The 19,644-nt window shown below is 41.8% G+C and carries 14 protein-coding genes; 9 read left to right on the top strand and 5 right to left on the bottom strand.

Annotated features, from left to right (window positions below):
- Positions 1-226 precede the first annotated feature (226 nt).
- The 6 genes from K5677_RS12310 to K5677_RS12285 all read left to right on the top strand — a co-directional run bounded on the left by K5677_RS12310 (position 227) and on the right by K5677_RS12285 (position 6,800).
- The gene (locus K5677_RS12310; RefSeq protein ID WP_296728500.1) at positions 227-1,159 is read left to right on the top strand and encodes a DMT family transporter; all 933 of its coding nucleotides are present in this window, start codon (positions 227-229) and stop codon (positions 1,157-1,159) included.
- Between the two features lie 63 nt (positions 1,160-1,222).
- Positions 1,223-1,405 (top strand): hypothetical protein, encoded by a 183-nt coding sequence (locus K5677_RS12305; protein ID WP_296728498.1) that lies wholly within the window; start codon positions 1,223-1,225, stop codon positions 1,403-1,405.
- Positions 1,406-1,526: 121 nt separating this feature from the next.
- Positions 1,527-2,198, top strand: coding sequence for a response regulator transcription factor (locus K5677_RS12300; RefSeq protein ID WP_296728495.1), 672 nt, complete (start codon positions 1,527-1,529; stop codon positions 2,196-2,198).
- Positions 2,195-3,202 carry a HAMP domain-containing sensor histidine kinase gene (locus tag K5677_RS12295; RefSeq protein WP_296728492.1) on the top strand — a complete coding sequence of 336 codons (1,008 nt, stop codon included), beginning with the start codon at positions 2,195-2,197 and terminating at the stop codon, positions 3,200-3,202. Before K5677_RS12300 ends, K5677_RS12295 begins: the two co-directional genes overlap by 4 nt.
- Positions 3,203-3,315: 113 nt before the next feature.
- A complete protein-coding gene (locus K5677_RS12290) occupies positions 3,316-3,999 on the top strand; it encodes an ABC transporter ATP-binding protein (protein WP_296728491.1) in 684 nt (227 codons plus the stop codon).
- On the top strand, positions 3,996-6,800 hold the full coding sequence (locus K5677_RS12285; RefSeq protein WP_296728488.1) for an ABC transporter permease: 2,805 nt from the start codon (positions 3,996-3,998) through the stop codon (positions 6,798-6,800). The genes K5677_RS12290 and K5677_RS12285 overlap by 4 nt, the downstream gene beginning before the upstream one ends.
- A gap of 33 nt (positions 6,801-6,833) precedes the next feature.
- Here K5677_RS12285 and K5677_RS12280 read toward each other — a convergent pair whose 3' ends face one another.
- The 4 genes from K5677_RS12280 to K5677_RS12265 form a co-directional block, all read right to left on the bottom strand.
- A complete protein-coding gene (locus K5677_RS12280; RefSeq protein WP_296728485.1) occupies positions 6,834-8,156 on the bottom strand; it encodes a threonine/serine exporter family protein in 1,323 nt (440 codons plus the stop codon).
- A gap of 116 nt (positions 8,157-8,272) precedes the next feature.
- A complete protein-coding gene (locus K5677_RS12275; protein WP_296728483.1) occupies positions 8,273-8,899 on the bottom strand; it encodes a response regulator transcription factor in 627 nt (208 codons plus the stop codon).
- Positions 8,896-10,554: a histidine kinase N-terminal 7TM domain-containing protein gene (locus K5677_RS12270; RefSeq protein ID WP_296728481.1), complete on the bottom strand. Its 1,659-nt coding sequence runs from the start codon at positions 10,552-10,554 to the stop codon at positions 8,896-8,898. The genes K5677_RS12275 and K5677_RS12270 overlap by 4 nt, the downstream gene beginning before the upstream one ends.
- A gap of 62 nt (positions 10,555-10,616) precedes the next feature.
- Positions 10,617-13,061, bottom strand: a complete 2,445-nt coding sequence (locus tag K5677_RS12265) for a hypothetical protein (protein WP_296728480.1) — start codon at positions 13,059-13,061, stop codon at positions 10,617-10,619.
- A 282-nt stretch (positions 13,062-13,343) separates the two neighbouring features.
- On the opposite strand from K5677_RS12265, the gene K5677_RS12260 reads away from it, so the two are divergent.
- From K5677_RS12260 to K5677_RS12250, 3 genes are all read left to right on the top strand, one after another.
- Positions 13,344-14,393, top strand: a complete 1,050-nt coding sequence (locus K5677_RS12260; protein WP_296728478.1) for a class I adenylate-forming enzyme family protein — start codon at positions 13,344-13,346, stop codon at positions 14,391-14,393.
- A gap of 327 nt (positions 14,394-14,720) precedes the next feature.
- Positions 14,721-16,658 carry a nucleoside-diphosphate sugar epimerase/dehydratase gene (locus K5677_RS12255; protein ID WP_296728476.1) on the top strand — a complete coding sequence of 646 codons (1,938 nt, stop codon included), beginning with the start codon at positions 14,721-14,723 and terminating at the stop codon, positions 16,656-16,658.
- Between the two features lie 223 nt (positions 16,659-16,881).
- On the top strand, positions 16,882-18,030 hold the full coding sequence (locus K5677_RS12250; protein WP_296728475.1) for a leucine-rich repeat protein: 1,149 nt from the start codon (positions 16,882-16,884) through the stop codon (positions 18,028-18,030).
- A 156-nt stretch (positions 18,031-18,186) separates the two neighbouring features.
- On the opposite strand, the gene K5677_RS12245 is transcribed toward K5677_RS12250, so the two are convergent.
- A partial coding sequence (locus K5677_RS12245) for a dockerin type I domain-containing protein (protein WP_296728473.1) occupies positions 18,187-19,644 on the bottom strand: 1,458 nt, incomplete at its 5' end.

The following is a 19,644-nucleotide window of genomic DNA, read 5'->3' as shown; positions in this document are numbered from 1 at the left end:
GATAATATTATAGACTTTTTTGGCAGATTTGTCAATAAATATGCGGTGTACAAAAGTGCTCTCAATATCCATAATAATGCTGTAACAAGTGAGAGAGCCTGTTTTACATATTTATTCTCATAAATATTATCTTCTTTGTAAAAAGCACTGATTTTGGATATTACTATTGGAAACAGCGTCAAACTGTGCTATAATATTACTCGTATTATGTTTTAAGGAGCTTTATATGAAAGACAGTTCTGTGCTTACAAAGAAAACAGTGGTCCTGCCGCTTACGCTTCTGTGTTGCCTGCTTTGGGGAAGCGCATTTCCGTGTATAAAGATAGGCTACGGCTTTTCGCAGATAACCGCTGATGATACATACTCTCAGATGCTGTACGCAGGTTTGAGGTTTACAGGAGCAGGCGTTCTTGCATTGCTAATAGGAAGTATTATCGCTGGCAGACCGCTTATCCCTCATGCTGATGAGGTACCAAAGGTAATGAAGCTGTCGCTGTTTCAGACTATACTGCAATACACGTTTTTCTATATCGGACTTGCCCGAAGCACAGGCATGAAGAGCTCGGTAATAACGGCTTCAAATGTCTTTCTTTCAATACTTGTGGCAGCACTGATATTCAGAACGGAAAAGCTTACTTTCCGAAAAGTTGCAGGCTGTATCGTTGGCTTTTCGGGAGTTGTTCTTATTAATCTGAGCGGAATGAGCGGCGGATTCAGACTGACAGGCGAGGGCTTTGTATTTTTGTCGGCGCTGTCGTATGCTTTCTCGGCAGCTCTGATTAAGCGGTACTCTGCAAAACATGATCCTGTTATGCTCAGCGGCTGGCAGTTTGTATTCGGCGGAGCCGTTATGACAGCTATCGGCTTTATATTCGGAGGCAGGATAACCTCAATAAATGCCGAGGGAATTCTTATGCTGCTGTATCTTGCCTTTGTATCAGCAGCGGCTTTTTCAATATGGGGAACCCTTCTTAAACACAATCCTGTTTCGACTATATCGGTTTTTGGCTTTATGAACCCTGTTTTCGGAGTTATACTTTCATTTTTGCTGCTTTCTGAAAAAAGTGCCGCAGGTCCTTTGGCGGTATGTGCTTCACTGCTGCTTGTAGCGGCAGGAATAGTGATCGTCAATACTTCTGTTCACAAAAAGTCAACTTAATTTTAAGATTGATTTAAGGTTCATATTTTACAATGAAGCCAGTTAGGAGAGGGGGAATCGGTAATGAAAAAGCTATTTCTTATTCTTACACTATGCGTAAGCCTTGTTTCATTGTTCAGCTGCGGTACAGAGACTGTAACTGATAAAGAGGGCGAAGCAGTAAACGATTCGGTAATTTATGTGTCTCCTGCCGATGGTACAACACAGGCAAATGCTTCACCAGTAGGGAATACAGCTGAGGCGTGAATACAAAGGGATCATTCAGATAAAAGCAGCTTTTTTAGCTGCTTTTATTTTTTTCGTTGCATTTTTCGTGCAGATGTGTTATTATATAATGGACAATTATTCAGAACGGAGCTATATCACCTTGAACAGAATATTACTTGTAGAAGATGACAAAGAAATAATCGCTAATCTTACAGAATTCCTGACAGGAGAGGGATTCAGCGTAAAAAACGCCAATGGACAGGCAAAGGCTCTTGAAATGGTCGAGAATGAGAGCTTTGATCTTGTGCTACTTGACGTGTCCCTTGCAGAGGGCAATGGCTTTGCAGTCTGCTCGGCTATAAAGGCTAATACCTGTATCCCTGTTATTTTTCTGACCGCTTCGGGAGATGAATTCAGCACAGTAACAGGCTTTGATCTTGGTGCTGATGACTATATAGCCAAGCCGTTCCGCCCCCGTGAGCTGGTTTCGCGCATCAAGAATGTGCTTCGGCTTACAGGCAGCACAGGCTCTGTAACTCAGCTGGGCGATGTTCTTGTTGATACCGTAAAGGGGACGGCGAGCAAAAACGGCAGGGATCTGTTCCTGTCTGCACTTGAATACAGACTCCTGCTTGTTTTCATCAATAACAGGGGAGCTGTTATGACGAGGACTAAGCTTCTTGAGTCTATATGGGACATTGCAGGAGAATTTGTCAATGATAATACTCTTACTGTTTACATCAAGCGCCTGCGTGAAAAAATCGAGGACGATCCTGCAAATCCGACTATAATAAAGACTGTCAGAGGTCTGGGCTACAGGGTGGATATATGAGAAATCTGCTAAGGAATTCGGAGATAAAGCTCTCTTTATCAATATATATTGTTTTATCGGTCATTGTTCTTTTGGCTGTACGCTCATATGATAAGAAGCTTTTTCTGTCGGCGATGTGCATATGCGCAGTATTTACAGCTATCCATATTTGCTGTATGTATTTCCGATATAAGCGCATTTCAAAGCTTTCGGCGGATATTGACAGGATACTTCACGGAGAAGAGGATATAAATTTTGAAAATTATTCCGAGGGAGATATAGGGCTGCTTCAAAGTGAGGTCTACAAGATGACTGTCAGACTTCGTGAACAGCAGAGCCGCCTTACCGATGACAAGGTTTATCTTGCTGACCTGCTTGCTGATATTTCCCACCAGATAAGAACGCCTCTTACGTCTATAAATATTCTTGTTTCAATGCTGTCAGAGCCTGACCTTACATATGAAAAGCGAGAGCAGCTCGTTCATAAGCTCTACGGACTTCTCTCACGTATCGACTGGCTTATTACTGCGCTGCTGAAGATGTCAAAGCTGGACGCAGGTACAATAAAATTCCACAGCGAGGATATAAGTATGCAGGAGCTTCTTGATAAAGCCTGTATTCCTGTCCGTGTGCCTATAGAGCTCCGCGGTCAGGAGCTTATGATAGAAGCCGAAGGCGAAATCAGCTGTGATGTGGCATGGACCTGTGAGGCTATAGGAAATATCGTGAAAAACTGCATGGAGCATACACCTGACAGCGGCACAATAAGGGTATGCGGCAAGAAAAATACACTTTTCTCCGAGATAGTCATTACCGACAGCGGCAGCGGTATCTCATCAGAGGACCTGCCGCATATATTTGAGCGATTCTATAAGGGCAGGACATCAGAGGACAAGGGCGGTTTCGGTATCGGACTTGCACTTGCAAGAATGATAGTCACTGAGCAGAACGGTACGTTAAAGGCTGAAAATGCACCAAACGGCGGTGCAATGTTTACCATGAGATTCTATGAAACTACAGTTTAAAGCGAGATCTTCTCGCTTTTTTCTTTTGTGACATTTTTGTTATTTTAAAGTCACCGTACAGTCATATTGACATGATAGAATATGTACATAAACCAAGAAAAGGAGCAGTTACTATGGAGATACTCAGAGTTGAAAATTTATGCAAGGTATACGGCAGCGGTGAAAATGAAGTCCACGCACTCGACAATGTAAGTTTTTCAGTTAATAAGGGAGAGTTTATTGCAATAATAGGTCCCTCAGGCTCAGGAAAGTCCACACTTCTGCATATTCTCGGCGGAGTTGACAAGCCTACATCGGGAAAGGTCTTTATGGACGGCAAGGACGTCTACTCACAGAATGACGAGCAGCTTGCAATATTCCGCCGCAGACAGGTCGGACTTATCTACCAGTTCTATAATCTTATCCCGGTACTCAATGTTACCGAGAATATCACACTTCCTGTACTTATGGACGGTCAGCAGATAAATGATGACAGACTCAATGAGCTTATTGCCACACTGAAGCTCAAAGGCAGAGAGAATCACCTCCCTAACCAGCTTTCAGGCGGTCAGCAGCAGAGAGTATCTATAGGCAGAGCGCTGATGAACGCTCCTGCGGTCGTTCTTGCAGACGAGCCTACCGGAAATCTTGACAGTAAGAACAGTCAGGAGATCGTAGACCTCCTTAAACTTTCAAATAAGAAGTACAATCAGACGCTCATTATCATTACTCACGATGAAAATATAGCATTGCAGGCTGACCGTATACTCGCTATCGAGGACGGTATCATAATCCGTGATGAGGTGATACGCAAATGAATATTTTCAATAAAGTTACTCTGCAATCACTGAAAAAGAACCGAACAAGGACATTTGTTACCATAATCGGCATAATGCTCTCAACTGCGCTTATCTGTGCAGTTACTACCTCTTTTGCTTCTGTAAGACAGTATGCTATTTCTTACTTTGAGCATAGTGAAGGCAAATGGCACGGTATGGAGAAAAACATCGACAATGATAGCTTTAAAAAGATCGTTGAGTCCGATGAAGTTAAGGATAAGGCTGTATTAAGCTACATAGGCTATGCTGAAATAGACAGCACAAACAGCTACAAGCCATATCTCTATATATCCGGCTTTCAGGAGGACGAGCAGGGAATAGCTCCTATCCGCATTATATCCGGACGTATGCCCGAGAACAGCAGTGAAATATTGCTTCCTGAGCATCTGGCAGATAATGGTGAGGTATATTACAGCGAAGGCGATGTATTGAAGCTTGAGATAGGCGACAGAGTAGCCGATACAGATGAGCTTATCAATATGGATACAGATGAAATGGACTATGCTCTGAAGGATAGTCTGGATTTAGACAGCCTTGTAAAGGGGAATCTTGACCTCATCAACAGCTATATATTCAGGCAGGATACGCCTTATGTAGCTGTTGACGATAAGGACGGAAAAACTATCAATGCTGAAAAGCTCAATATAAAGGATACGAGAGAGTATACCGTTGTCGGATTTTATATGCGCCCTGAATTTGAGGATACATTTGCTCCCGGATATACAGCACTGACAGTTCCCGATAAATATACCGAGGATACATATTATACAGTGTTTTACCGCATGAAGCACATGGGTGACATCTATGACTTTATGAAAGAAAACGGCTTTGAGGATAATGGCATGAGCAGTAAAACTCACAGTGATCTTCTCATGTTCAGAGGCGTTTCAAAATATGCAAGCTTCTATGGAATGATATACGGTCTTATGGCAGTAGTTATCGGACTTATCATGTTCGGTTCAATAATGCTCATTTACAATGCTTTTTCTATATCTGTTTCAGAAAGAACAAAGCAGTTCGGACTTCTTTCGTCAATTGGTGCTACAAAGAAGCAGCTCCGCAAAATGGTGCGCTTTGAAGCAACAACTCTCAGCTTTATCGGTATACCTCTTGGTATCGGCTTGGGAATCCTCGGTATGTGGGTTACTTTTCTTGCTATCGGCAGCAGATTCACCTTTTTTTCGGAAGATGATTACAGAGAGCCTATGCGTGTATGCGTTTCTCCCACAGCACTTATCGCTGCCAGCATTATCGCTTTTGTGACTATAAGAATATCTGCATGGATCCCCTCTGTAAGGGCAACAAAAATAACAGCTGTTGAGGCTATTCGTCAGAATTCTGATATAAAGCAGCCAAAGCACGTGAAAACTCCGAAGATCATTTTCAAGGTTTTCGGACTTTCGGGAATGCTTGCACACAAATACTTCAAGAGAAGCAAAAAGAAGTACCGTGCAACTATAATCAGTTTGTTTATGAGTATAGTTCTCTTTATTTCGTCTTATGCATTCACATCTTATCTTGTAAACTCGGTAAATGATGCCTACAGCACTTTCAAGACAGATTACATATATAGTCTTTATAATAATGGTAATGAGGAGGAAGAAACAAAGGTCTCGCCCGATGAGCTTCTCAGAATTATAAAGAATACCGAGCATATCACCGGAGCAAGCTATTATAATCAGAATCCTTATAATGTATATATCGATGAAAAATATCTGACGAAGGATTTTATAAAGACTGACCGGAATGATAATAACACAATGAGTTCAAAGGACGGAAAAAGAACAGTAGGGGTAAACATATGCTTTGTAGACGATGAGACATATAATAATTTTGTCAAGGAGCATGGACTTTCCGAGAATGAGTTTATGAATGCGGAAGATCCTGTTGGTATTGCTTTTGATAATTCCTTTGATCTTGACACTGAAACAGGCAGAATGGTACGTCATAAGGTATTTAAGTCAGATAGATTTGAGGCTGAATTTAATACCTATGACAATATAAATGGCTATTATTTGTCGGAAACACACATTGACGGAAAAGTGATATACAGATCAGAGGAAGGATTTGACAGCATTGAGGTCGATGAATCTGAGTGCTCAGATGAGGTTACTATCAAGGTCGGCAAGGTCCTTGACGAAGAGCCGTTCTTTTTCAACTATTACAGCAGCTGTATAATTTATCCATACAGTGCCGGCAAAACGATTTTCGGTGAACAGGGATATGAAAGCTCAGGCATTGAATTCTCAATAAATTCGGACGATATTTACGGAGGATTTGATGCACTTGAAAAAGTTTTAAATGAAAAAGAGATATACAATGGTTTCCTCATCAACTATGCAGCTTCTGCTGAGACAAGCAGAAATATGGTCGTTATAATCAAGGTCTTTGCATACGGCTTTATAGTACTTATATCACTTATTGCAGCGGCAAATGTATTCAATACTATTACTACTAATATAAATCTCCGCAGAAGAGAGTTTGCAATGCTGAAATCTGTAGGCATGACGGCAAAGGGAATGAGGAAAATGCTCAATTTTGAGTGTATTCTTTACGGTACAAAGGCTCTTTTATACGGACTTCCCGTGTCAGCCATAGTTACATATCTTATATATATATCTATAAGCAGGGGAATCGATACTTATTTCTCAATGCCGTGGGGAGCTGTAGGTATCGCAGTACTCAGCGTATTCCTTGTGGTTTTTGCAACTATGATGTACTCAATGAGCAAAATAAAGAAGGATAATCCTATAGACGCACTGAAAAACGAAAATCTGTAACAGAAAAAGCTCTCCTTTCGGAGAGCTTTTCGTTCAGCTGCTTTTGCGGAAATTCTTGTCTGTAAGTATCCTTGCAAATATCAGCCCCATGGGGAGTGCCGTAACGATAATAACCGCTTTTGTCAGCCACATTGCACCTGATGTTATGTCATTTATAACGATATAATAAACACCCTTGTACATAAACATTCCGGGAACCATTATAACGATAGAAGGAACTGTAAGAGTTATTCTCGGATAGCCTATCCAGTGATGTATAGCAGATGCAAGGAGTCCTGCGGATAAAGCACCTATAAATGCGGCAAGTCCCACATGAACTCCTGCCATATCTATAAGCTCTAATCTGAGAGTATTTGCACACATTCCTATCAGACCTGCCGTTGCAGCCATTTTGCGTGTGCTGTTGAACATTAACGAGAAGCCATATACTCCGCAGAAGCTTGTTATCATAATAAACGCCATACGGAGAAGGGGAGAAAGCTCATATGCCTGAAAATCCTGTGGATAAAAGCTGAAAAGCGTTGCGCAAAACCAGCCTGTAAGTGTAGCAACTATTATGATAAGCAGAGCATAGGATATTCGTTCAATACCTGACCGCAGATCAAGCTTTGCAAGGTCCATTCCACCTGTAATAAGCGGAAAACCGGGAATAACAAAGAGCATTGAGCATATATATCCTGCCTGATGTACTGCTGAAACTCCCATCAGAAGCTCAGCCAGCTTTATAAATATCACGTAAGTACAGCAGGCTGATGCAACTCCAGCGGCAACATTTGCAAATAATGTGATATGATGTTCAAGGAGCTTTTTTCGTACAAAGTTTCCGATACCTGCTCCGAAAAAGGCGCAGATCATCTCAATTATACCGCCGCCGAGAAGAAAAGTAAATGCACAGCAGGCAAAGGCAGAAGCAAGACCGAGGTTCCATGCTTTGTAGTTGCCCTTCATATCCTGAAATTTATCAAGTATCATGTGAAACTGCTGAACAGAGTATTTCTCAGCTCTTTCCGTAAAACCGTCCGCAAAATGCTCAAGCTCATTGAGCTTATCCGTGTTTACGCCTGTAGTATTTATTGAAATAGCATTTGTATAGGTCTCACCGCCGCTTATACAGGTATATTCAATAGACAGCAGACCTATATCAGCGTTACAGGTTATCCCGAGAGCGCGTGAGATCTTATTCATTGAAGCTCTTACACGCCATGCGGCTGTGCCTACAGAGAGCATCATAAGTCCGACTCTTCCAACAAGAGAGGCTTTTTCCTGCAATGAAGCATTTTTCGCAGGTATGTCGCTTTCGGTATTTACGATGTCATGCCATTCTATCGCCATATGCTGTTTTCTTAGTTTACTCATAAAGTGCTCCTTTTGATTTTATGCTTTAGTCTGAGTGTCAAGCTACATTATACCACTTTTGCGGCTATAAAGCAATAGAAAAAACAAAACGGAAGTATAAACTTCCGTTTTAAATATTATATAAGGTTATTTTTTATAGCAAATACCGCCAGCTGAGTGCGGTCCTTTACATTAAGCTTTTCAAGCAGCTTTGATACGCTGTTTCTTACTGTGCCCTCAGCGAGAAAAAGCTGTGAGGCTATCTCCTTGTTGTCAAAGCCGTCGCAGATAAGCCTGAGAATATTTACTTCGCGGTCACTGAGGTCAAAGTTTTTAGCGTCCTGCTGCAAAAGAACGTCCTTTTTGATTGAGCGGAAAATATTATCGCAAAAAACGTTTATCCCGCCTGCAACAGCTTTTATAGAGTTGATGATCTTGTCATTGTCCATTTCCTTCAGGATATAACCGTCTGCACCGCTTGAGATCGCTTTTTCAACAGTTTCCTTGTCATCAAAAGTAGTAAGTACCAGCACCTTTATATCAGGAAGAGTATCCTTGATCTTTCTTGTGCCGTATCCTCCGTCATAATCGGGCATTCTCATGTCCATGAGAACTACGTCGGGCTTATAGCGGACGCACATTTCGTATGCCTCCTTGCCGTCAGAAGCCTCAGCTACAACGTTAATATCCTCGTCGCTTATGAGGACTGTTTTTAGTCCTGCACGGAGTATTTTAACATCGTCTGCTAATATAACGTTTATCATATCTGCACCTCTTGTAATGGTATTTTTATAATAGTATTGAAGCCTTCGCCCGGTATCGAGCTGAATTTGACAGTTCCGCCGAGTTTTTCCGTTCTTTCGCGGATACCGCGGAGTCCGTTATGCTCGGAAATAGTTTCACAGCCTTTGCCGTTGTCGAGAATGTACATCTCAATGCGTTCATCGAGAAACTTCAGGATTATATCTATCCTCGAAGCCTCAGAATATCGCAGGGAATTAGTAACAGTTTCACGGCAGCTGTCGTACATCTCCCTTATACAGAAGCTGTAGCGCTCATTTTCCTCGCCCTGAACACAGAGCTCTACATCTATGCCTCTTACGGCAGTAATGACTGTCTGTACAGCTTTTGTGACCGATGTCATGAACTCGTCATCGCGAAGATTATTGATAGTACAGCGAAGCTGAGTTACGCCGCTTCTGGAAAGTCCGTCTATTTCCTGAATATTTTCGACCATTTTCGATGTGTCGGGAGCAGACTTATCTGCCTCGAATTTAAGCAGTCTCGCAAGAGAGCTTATCATAGTGAATGTATGACCTGCCGAGTCATGCATTTCCTGTGCGATACGGTTTCGCTCCTGTTCCAGACTGAGCTTTTTCTCAGCCGCGGCAAGCTCATGATACTCGGTAACATTGCTTATGGTAATAACGCTTGCTACCCTGTTGCCGTTTTTATTATCGCAGTATGCCTGCTTGAGATTGTAATATTCTTTGCCGCATTTAATTTCTATAGAATTGAAATCGGCAGGAGCAGCCTTTCCGCTTACTTCTGCAACAGCACTCAGAAAGCCTTCAATGCTTGATGCATCTTTTAGGAATGGTATGGTATCGGCATATTTGTTTTTATAGGTTATGCTGCCGCTGTTGTCAAAGACAACGACGCCGCTGTTTATGTTATTGATAGTATCACGGATGGCGATATTGTTGATATTGAGAAGTCCGTACCGTCCGAGGGCAATTATTATTAAAAGACTGGATAACCCAAAAAACAGAGGAGTAAGAGTAGCCTTTGAGGTGAATATGCCTGTAAGTGAAAGGGTATTTATGCCCAGCGGTATCGCCGCAGACAGTATAAGCAGTATTGACTGCTTGGTTATCTGAACGGATTTTCGTGTGTGTTTGAGGCATATTATGGTTATTCCTGTGATAATGCAGATGTAGTAGATTATCTGAAATACATAGAAAAGAGGTCCATATGTAAATCTATGGTCAACAAAATCCGCGTAATACAGGTGGTGCATAGGATTCGTGAATACAACGCATATAGATGAGATAGTTATAAGCGGCAGTATCCAGAGAAGCCGTATTTTTTTCTTGCCATTGTAGGTGTATTCCTGCGACAGCCACAGCCAGAGAGGTCCGAAGCAGCTGATACCGATATTTCCTATCGTGTAGCTTATCCAGTACTGCTGTTTGGTGTACGAGAACAGTATCAGCAGCTCTGATATCAGCCACAGTACTATAGATGACTGACAGAAAAGAAATAGGTGAGTTAGTCTGTTTTTATTGCCGCGTCTTAGTATCCATGTGATCGAGCCCAGCATTCCGCAAAGACCGAGTGCAAGAAGCGCAGCTGAAATTATGGTCGGCGTTGTAATGCACCCCCTTAAAAGTGATGATATATACTTATTATACCACAATAATTGTTTTTCGGCAACCTTTTTGTAAAAAATGCTCCGCATTTAAGCGGAGCATTGAAAATTTACCATGTCCAGCCGCTGAATCTCTTAGCGACAGAGGACTTCAGAGTCTGATTATTCTTTTTGCAGTATTCGTTGCCGGCTGCAAGAGCTATAAGGGTAATACCTGCTATAAAGAGGTATATCCACCAGTTAAGTGCCATGAGATATTCTCTTGTTGCATAAACTGTGATAGTAAAGAGTGAAGCAGCTGAGGCAGTGAACCATGTCTTTGATCTTGCCATTATTGAGATAATGAGCACAAAGAGCATTACTGACATTACGAAGATAGTATTTACTGCTGTATCGAAGCAGAGTGCATCAACGAGAAGTGCAGCGAATGCAGTGAGATATATACTGTTTGAAGCGTACTTTGATACATTCGGGAACTGACGCCATATAAAGCGGCAGGCAAGTCCGACCAGTGCAGCGATACCTATGGTTATCTTACATGAGATCTCTCTTGAATCGGGAACGAGGAACGGTCTGAGCATAAGTGCCAGAGCTGTGAGGGCAGAGGTTAAAGTAAGGAGTATAGCTGCTGTTTCCTTTGATGAGTTCTTTTTTATGAATGAAGCGCAGTAGATGCCTATGGCGATAAGAGCAAAGAATGCAGAGTTTCTTGAATTGTCCTGATACATCATCAATACTGCTATCCAGCCTGAAAGAAGCATAGGATCACAGATAAGTCTTTCGTTTGACTTCACGATTATGCCGTTATTGTAAATAAGCTTGGAAATTGCCATATAGATGCAGAACACTATTATAAATGCAGCTGTTGTGAAAAGCTTTGACTGTGTGCCTTCATCAAGAATAGCGTATACACAGCTAAGCAGTGCAGCTGATGACAAAACAGCTGTGAAGTTGCAGCGAAGCTTGTTTGATACTGCGAAGTGAATGAAGCACATTACAGCAGGAACAAGCATAAGAGACTTTGCTGTCGGAACTATCGCGAGAATAAGACCTGATACGACCATGTTTACATAGAGGATTATATCGCTGCGGCGCTGGTGTTTTGTGTGGAAACTGAAAGCGTATTTCGGAAGATAAACAATAAGGATAGCTGCCATGATAAGAACTGCGGCAAATATGCTCCATGCTGCTGAATATGTGATATTTTCATCAATATCATATGCTTTTGAGGCATAATATCCGGTCATTCCTGTGATAAATGCCGGAATGATCGGAGCTGCAAAGCCTGCAATTGACTGGACAACTTCATTTTTGTGGAATATATATGCAGCAATGACAGCCGAAACAGCTGCTGCAAAAAGCATTTCCGGAATAAATGCTGCCGATCTTGCAGAGTATATGCATACAAATGCACTGATAACAGCTGTTAAGAGAGTTATGGATTCTGTAAAAGCGTTTTTAAGGAATGGTACAAAGCAGTGTGCAAGGTAAATAAGTAATGCGAATACACAGAAGGAGAGTATACCGTATCTTGACTCGGTTTCATCAGCTATGTTGAGTGATGTCATGTATGCAAGAAGAATGGAAACCATTGAGCTTATAGAGTTGAGTATGCCTTCCTTTGTTTTCTTTTCGTAGATGAGAAGCTGAGCTATAATTGCTGCAAGGATAAAGTAGCTCACGAAAGTCGGGTGACGGAGAGCCTGAAAAACGTAGGAAACCGGGAAACAAGCGTAGACAGATGCTGAGCACGTGCCGATTATCTTGACAGCAAGTTCATTTTTCTTACCCTTGAATATTTCTGTACCGTAGACAGCTGCTGTGATAATTATCTGAAGTGCAAGGAATACGGGAGCTGTTATCATAAGATCACTGCTTATCTGCAATACTGCGAAAAGAGCTGTAAGAGCCGTAGCTGAAAGTGCAGTATAGATAAGAGGGAGCTTTTTGAATATCCTGCTGCCGATATACATCATTGCTGCAGATAAACCGGATGCAATGGCAAGAAGTGCATAAGAGCCGTCGCTGCCTAATGACAGCCATTCTCCCATAAGCTTATAGTAGCCTGCTGTAAGGAATGCTGTAGCTATAAAGCCTGAGCCGAGAACATAAAATGAAGTAGATGTTCCGTTAAGCTTGAGAAATTTACCTACAACTGCGCTCAGTAAAAATGATACTGCGGAAGCAGCCATTATTATACCGACTCTTCCCTCATGTGAGGTGTGTACCCACTTTGCAACGCCGAATGCAAGACCTGAAAGAACTACAAACGCTGTACCGATAAGAAAAAGTACATTTGATACTGTCATGTCGTGCTTCTTTGGTGCCTTCGGCGGCTGAGGCATTGGTCGGTTCTGATAAGCCTGCGGCGGAGGTGGACAGTTAGGATAAGGAGGCTGAGGATAGCCGTAATATCCATTACGCTGAGGTAAATCAAAATGTGTGTGCGGATCGTTTTTCTTGTTGTCACACATTTTTACTATCCCGATTATAATGAGCGGAATAATTATCGGTGTGATCAGTATGATCAGTGTGAATAAAGAATTATTTAACATAATCATCATCCTTTCTTTGTGTCTGTGTTACCTTTGCTGTAACTATATAATAACACTATTTGCGGTGAAATGTAAGGTGTCATCTGTCACTTCTTGAATGACATTTGTCACTTTTTTAGTGACAAATGTCACTATGAAAATGCATTATAAATGTGGTAAAATATGTATATGCCTGTTTCATCTTGAAACAGCATTGCAAAGATGTTATAATTAATGTGTGTTCAACAACTAAAAAATTGGCTTTATACAGCTGATCTGAATGTTTAGAATGGAGTAATAAAAATGAAGAAGCAGCTTATCATTCCCGATAGGTCGGTTTATGATAATTTAAAGCGAAGTGCAAAGGAATACGGAAGTCTTTGTGCTATTGATTATTTTGGCAGAGAAATATCCTACCGTGAGCTTGTTCGTGAAATAAACAGATGTGCCTGCGCCCTCGTTGCTATAGGAGTAAACAGGGGAGATACGGTATCAGTCTGTCTGCCTAATGTTCCTCAGGCGATATATCTGCTGTATGCCATAAACAAGCTTGGCGCTGTTGCCGATATGATAGATGCATACAGCGATGAAAAGGATATTGCAGAAAGGCTGGTAAAAAGCGGGAGCAGATATGTCTTTGCACCGGAAAGTGTTTCAGAGAAGCTGGAAGGGATATTCAGCGGATCAGATATAAAGCTTGCAGTGACAGCATCAGTCGGTGATGAGATGCCTGTTGTTATGAAAACGGGCTATTTTATCAGGAATTTCCGGAAAAAGAAGAAAAAAAGCTCATTCATTGACTGGAAGAGCTTTATTTCAATGGCTTCACCCACTGACAGGTACATAGCTGCACACAGCGCCGGAAAGGCTGCTGCGGCGTATTTAAGCAAGGGAACTGATTCGCAGAGTATAAGCGTAAGCAATAAGGATTTTAATGATTATGCAGTGTATTGCCTTGAAGAATGCGGAAATATTGATAAAGCAGACAGAGTTCTTGCGGTGCTGCCTATGTCTCAGGGGGCCGGGATCGGTACCTGTATCCATTCGGTATTTGCTGTGGGCGGAACTGCTGTTATACTGCCTGATTTCAACAATAATGATATAGACAAGGCTATAATCAGATATTGTCCCAATGTAATCGCAGGCAACAGCAGAATGTACAGGGCTATGGCAGAAAGCGGAGGCTTTGAAGGAAAGGATATAAGCTTTATAAAGACAGCTATATTGACAGGAGAAAAGTTTGAAGGCTCTTTAAAAACAGATATACGCAAGCTTCTCAGTCTGCACGGAAGCCTGTGCGTGATATGTGAGCTTGCAGATCTTAACGGGTTTATTGCCGGAAATCGGCAGTAAGCAGTGTATTCAAATTATTTTATACAAAGGAGCGGTACAGGTGATAAATCAAAGGTAAGTTATTCTTTTGCATGAGAAGCTTAAATCATATGCTTCCTTTGGTGATATTGACGAATTTTTCTAAACTTTTTTATTGATTTCATATTTAGTATTGATTTTTGAGAAAACAGTTATTATAATAAAATCATATAAACATAGAAGGGTTTCATATATTAATAAATATTTTTAAGGTTTGTTTTAAACTTTAAGTATTATTTTTAGCTTTTGCCGCTGTATCTGATCAGGTTAAAATTGTCGTATAGCGGCAGAATCGGAGGGATTATTGTTATGAAAGAACTGTGCAGAAATTTTAAATGCCGAAAAGTCATACTTGCTTGTGCCGACGCTTTTATTATCTCAATTGCGGCACTTATAGCAAACTTTATTCTTTCCTTTGCAGGGAGGGCGCTTGACGAATCAACTATCATCGTGTCGATAACCGTCAGCTCCATTTGCTGTATAGGCAGTTTGCTGATAACAGGGGCATACAGCAGGCTTTGGCGATATTTCAATAAAAAGGACTATCTTACCTGCGTTTATGGTGCTATAGTCGGTATTTTTGTTTCGGCTTCGATAGTGTATGTAATCAGCAGAACAATTTATCCTTTGTATACGTTTGTTCACCTTGTTATCCTTACTTTGGGCATATGTCTATTCAGATATATATTTAAATGTGCATTTATAAACCTTGTAAAGGCAGAGCCCTTCAAAGGCAAGCGTACAATGGTGATAGGCGGCGGACAGGCCTGCAAGACTATACTTAAAGAGATACATAATGCTAAGAATTCTCCTTATACCGGGGACAAGCAGGTCACTCTCTTTGATCCTGTCTGCATTATAGATGATAACAGAGACAAGGTCGGCACTGAGATAGGCGGAGTTCAGGTTGTCGGAACTACTGCCGAGATACATAGGTTTGTAAAGGAAAAACGGATCGAACAGATACTTTTCGCTATCCCGTCCTGTCTTGAAGATGAGAGAAAACGTATCCTTGATATATGCTCGGATACAAAGATACCTGTAAAAATAGTTCCGTTCATAGGCAATCTTGTATTTGACAGCGAAAACAAGACGATCATCAATCAGATACGTGATATAAAGGTCGAGGACCTTCTCGGACGTGAGCCTATAAAGTTTGATAATAAGGATATACGGGATTTCATCAGCGGAAAGGTCTGCATGGTCACAGGCGGCGGCGGAAGTATTGGTTCTGAGCTTGTCCGTCAGATAGCCAAGTATTCTCCGGAGAGAGTAATTATCGTTGATATTTACGAAAATAATGCTTATGACATCGAGCAGGAGCTGAAAATGGAGTATGGTGACGAATTGTCACTTGTTACCCTGATAGCTTCTGTAAGGGATTATTTCCGTATGAATCAGATATTCGATACATACAAGCCAGACGTTGTTTTCCATGCAGCTGCCCATAAGCACGTTCCGCTTATGGAGGTTTCACCTATGGAGGCTATAAAAAATAATATTATCGGAACATTTAATGTTGCAACTCTTGCTCAGTATCATAATGTCGGCAAGTTTGTTATGATCTCTACTGATAAGGCTGTTAATCCTACTAATGTTATGGGAGCTTCAAAGCGCTGCTGTGAAATGATAGTTCAGTATCTTGCCCAGCAGCATGAGGGAAGAACAGAGTTTGTGACAACACGCTTCGGAAATGTTCTTGGCTCAAACGGTTCTGTAATTCCTCTGTTCAAGAGACAGATAGAACAGGGTAAGCCTGTTACGGTCACTCACCCTGATATCATTCGTTATTTTATGACTATCCCTGAGGCTGTAAACCTTGTAATGGAGGCAGCAGCCATAGCAAACGGCGGAGAGATATTTGTTCTTGATATGGGCAAGCCGGTCAAGATAGTTACTCTTGCAGAGAATCTTATTCGTATGTACGGAAAAGAGCCGTATAAAGATGTTGAGATCAGGTTTACAGGGCTTCGTCCGGGCGAGAAGATAAAAGAAGAGCTTCTGATGAATGAGGAAGGCCTTCAGAAAACGTCAAATAAGCTCATATTTATAGGCAAGCAGATAGAGATAGATGAAAGAAATTTTGCTTTCAGATTAAATGCGCTGAGAAATGCCGCTCTTGAGAATAATGAGAAGGTGGCAGTAGATGCCCTTCACGATATGGTCCCCACATTTACAACTCCCGAAGACTTTAACAGCAAGGAGCTGAAAAAGGAAACAATTGAAAAAGCTGCTGTGTCAGCATAACAATGATCACTCGTTCCTTTCGGGGGATATTGATAAAGCCGTTCTTATGAACGGCTTTATTTATATACCGAATATTTATTTTCGGTGAGGGGCAAATACCATTAATTAATAATTCGTTAATGACTTTGGTATTGTTATTTTGATTTTTATATGGTAAAATATAAAAAGAGCATCTCAGCTCGGAAATGTATTAGAATGATCATAATAACAGGAGGGGTTATTTATGAAAAACAGTAAAAAAGCTTTAAAGGCAGCAGCTTTTATTGCCGCTGTAACACTGACAGCAGGTATTTCTCTGCCGGCTCAAAGAGGACCAATTTCAGTTTCTCCGCTCAGTGCATATGCGGAAGAAGCCGGTACAGAGGGCAAGACAGGAGTATTTTCCTACACAAAGTATTCTGACCACGCAGTTATTGAACATTGCGATATGTCAGCAGAATCAGCCGAGATACCCGAGAGTATAGACGGAGTTCCTGTTACTGAAATTGGTATATATGCTTTTCAGATGAGCAGTATCAAGAGCGTTACAATACCCGATACCGTCAAGGAAATAGGACACTGGGCATTTGCAAACTGTGACGGACTTACTTCTGTAACTATTCCCGACAGCGTTGAAAAGGTGGGAATACGTGCTTTTGAGAACTGTAAATCACTGAAAACTATAGAATTTCCTGACCATATCATCGAGTGGAACGCTAAGGTATTTGAGGGAACACCGTGGATAGCAGCACAGCGCGAGGCTTCTCCGCTGGTAGTAGTAAACGGCGCACTTCTGGACGGTGACAAGTGCAAGGGCGATGTTAATCTCAGTCCTGATATAAAATATATCGCTTCGGGAGCATTTCAGCGTAATATGGATATTACATCTGTTGTTGTGCCGTCGAGTGTTACAGTTCTTCGTGATAATGTTTTCTTCTACTGCACAAGCCTTACATCTATCGAGCTTAACGGCGTAACCGAAATTGGCAGCATGGCTATGGACGGCTGTACCAAGCTCACTGACCTTAAACTATCGGGTAAGCTGACTAAGATAGATGATATGGCATTTTCAGATACAACATCTCAGGCGACCATAACCTTCTATGGCAGCAAGGAAAAATGGGACAAGGTAACAAAGCCCGAAGACGATCCATTCCTTAAAAATGCAAAAATGGTTTTCGACGAGAGCCATGCTGATCCTGTTGAGGAGCTTGCCGGTGACTTAAATTCGGACGGCGAGTTCAATGTATCTGATCTTGTGCTTGTACAGAAGTGGCTTCTTGGCGATAAGAGCGCAGAGCTTAAAAACTGGAAGGCGGCTGATTACACAAAGGACGAAATTCTTGACATATTTGACCTTGTTCTTATGAGAAAGGCTATAATCCAGAAATAAAATGCAAAGGCTGTACGGATCGGTTATCTGTACAGCCTTTTTATTATGGGTAATAACCGCAAATGGTCAATTATTGAGGGCATATTATAGAAAAACCGAGGACAAAGCCTCGGTTTTCCGCAGAAAGAATTTTTATTATGAAAAATTCGGTGTTATTTACTGTCCTTCGTGGAAGAAATATGGGAGAGAGTCGTAAACATAGTGTCTTACATAGCCCCACCAGTGTGTCTTTCCGGGAGCAACCATGAAGTAGAAGTTACCCTTGGAGAAGTCTGATGTGAATACGAACTGGCTCATCTTCTTCATTTCCTCGACCTGAGGATTTACGTTAGGATAAGCGATATCATCTGAGCCTGTTGAAGCGAAGATGAAGTACTCGTTTGTCTTGTAGCCTGATTTGTCAACAGCGTTTGCCAGACTCTTAGCCTTGTCATATGCGGAGTTGCCGTTCCAGTGGTCGCCGCTGAGAGGCATGAAGTAGCCAACGATGTCGAGGCAGTTCTCGAATACAGCCCATGTTGATACTGAACCCATTGAGAAGCCACCGTATGCTCTGTGCATTCTTGAAGCCTTGAGTGACTCAGCAGAAGTGTCCTTATTTGCGTATGTTGAGTACTTACCCTCAATGAAAGGAACTAAGCTCTGACGGAACTCGCTGTAGAACTTGCCAGCTTCTGTCTTGTTGAATGTCGGGAATACAACGATAAGAGGTTCAAGCTCTCCGTTCATGATCATGTTGTCCAGCATATTCTGGATCATTGTATCGTTCTGGGAGATCAAAGTGTTCTCGTTCTCGCTGCCGCCGTGCATGAGATAGAATATGTTGTACTTCTTGTTCGGATCATAGTTATAAGGAGTATAAACATTGCAGTTGTTATAACCGTTTATACCGTTATAGCTCTCCTTTGTAACCTTGCCCTGCTGCTGGCAGCCGTTGAAGTAGTTGCCGGGAGCTTCCTTGTACTGTACGTTGCCGTTGTAATTGAAGTTTGACTTTGGCTGAGTTGTTGTAGTTGTAGTAGTTGCCTTTGTTGTAGTAGTTGTAGCCTTAGTGGTTGTAGTTTCCTTTGTTGTCTGAACTTCAGCGCTGTTAGCTTTCTCTGTAGTTACAGTCTTGATATTATCAGCGTAGCTGTCAGGAAGTGACTTTACAAGTCCTAAGAGATAGCGCTGTAAAATAAGAGCGTCCTGAGCTGTGATGCCGTTGCCTGCTTCGGCTACGTCTGCGTTGTAAAGAGCTGTATCCTTGAGCTCATATTTATTCGGGTTAGCAAGAGACTGCATGATAAGTACAACGTCACTCATGTCTACGCCTGAATCCTTGTTAGAGTCGCCCCATAAAGAAACCTTTTCATTGAGTACTTCTTTAAGGTCCTTAGCAGGTTCGGGAGAAGCAGTTGTAGTTGTTACAACTATTGGCTTTGTTGTTGTAGGCTGAGTTGTTGTAACTACCTCCTCCTCATATGAAGGAGCTGCAATTGTCTTTGTAAGACCGATGATGTCGTTGTAGAAGCTCTTTGGCTGGTAGTTGCTGAATGGGAGAGGATCTCCGCCGTTCTCGCTCTTTCTCCAGCTTCTCTCATCTGTTGTACCCCAGAGAGTTACGCATGAGAT

This window comes from Ruminococcus sp., assembly GCF_024684275.1.
This window is presented reverse-complemented; position numbering and strand designations above follow the sequence as displayed.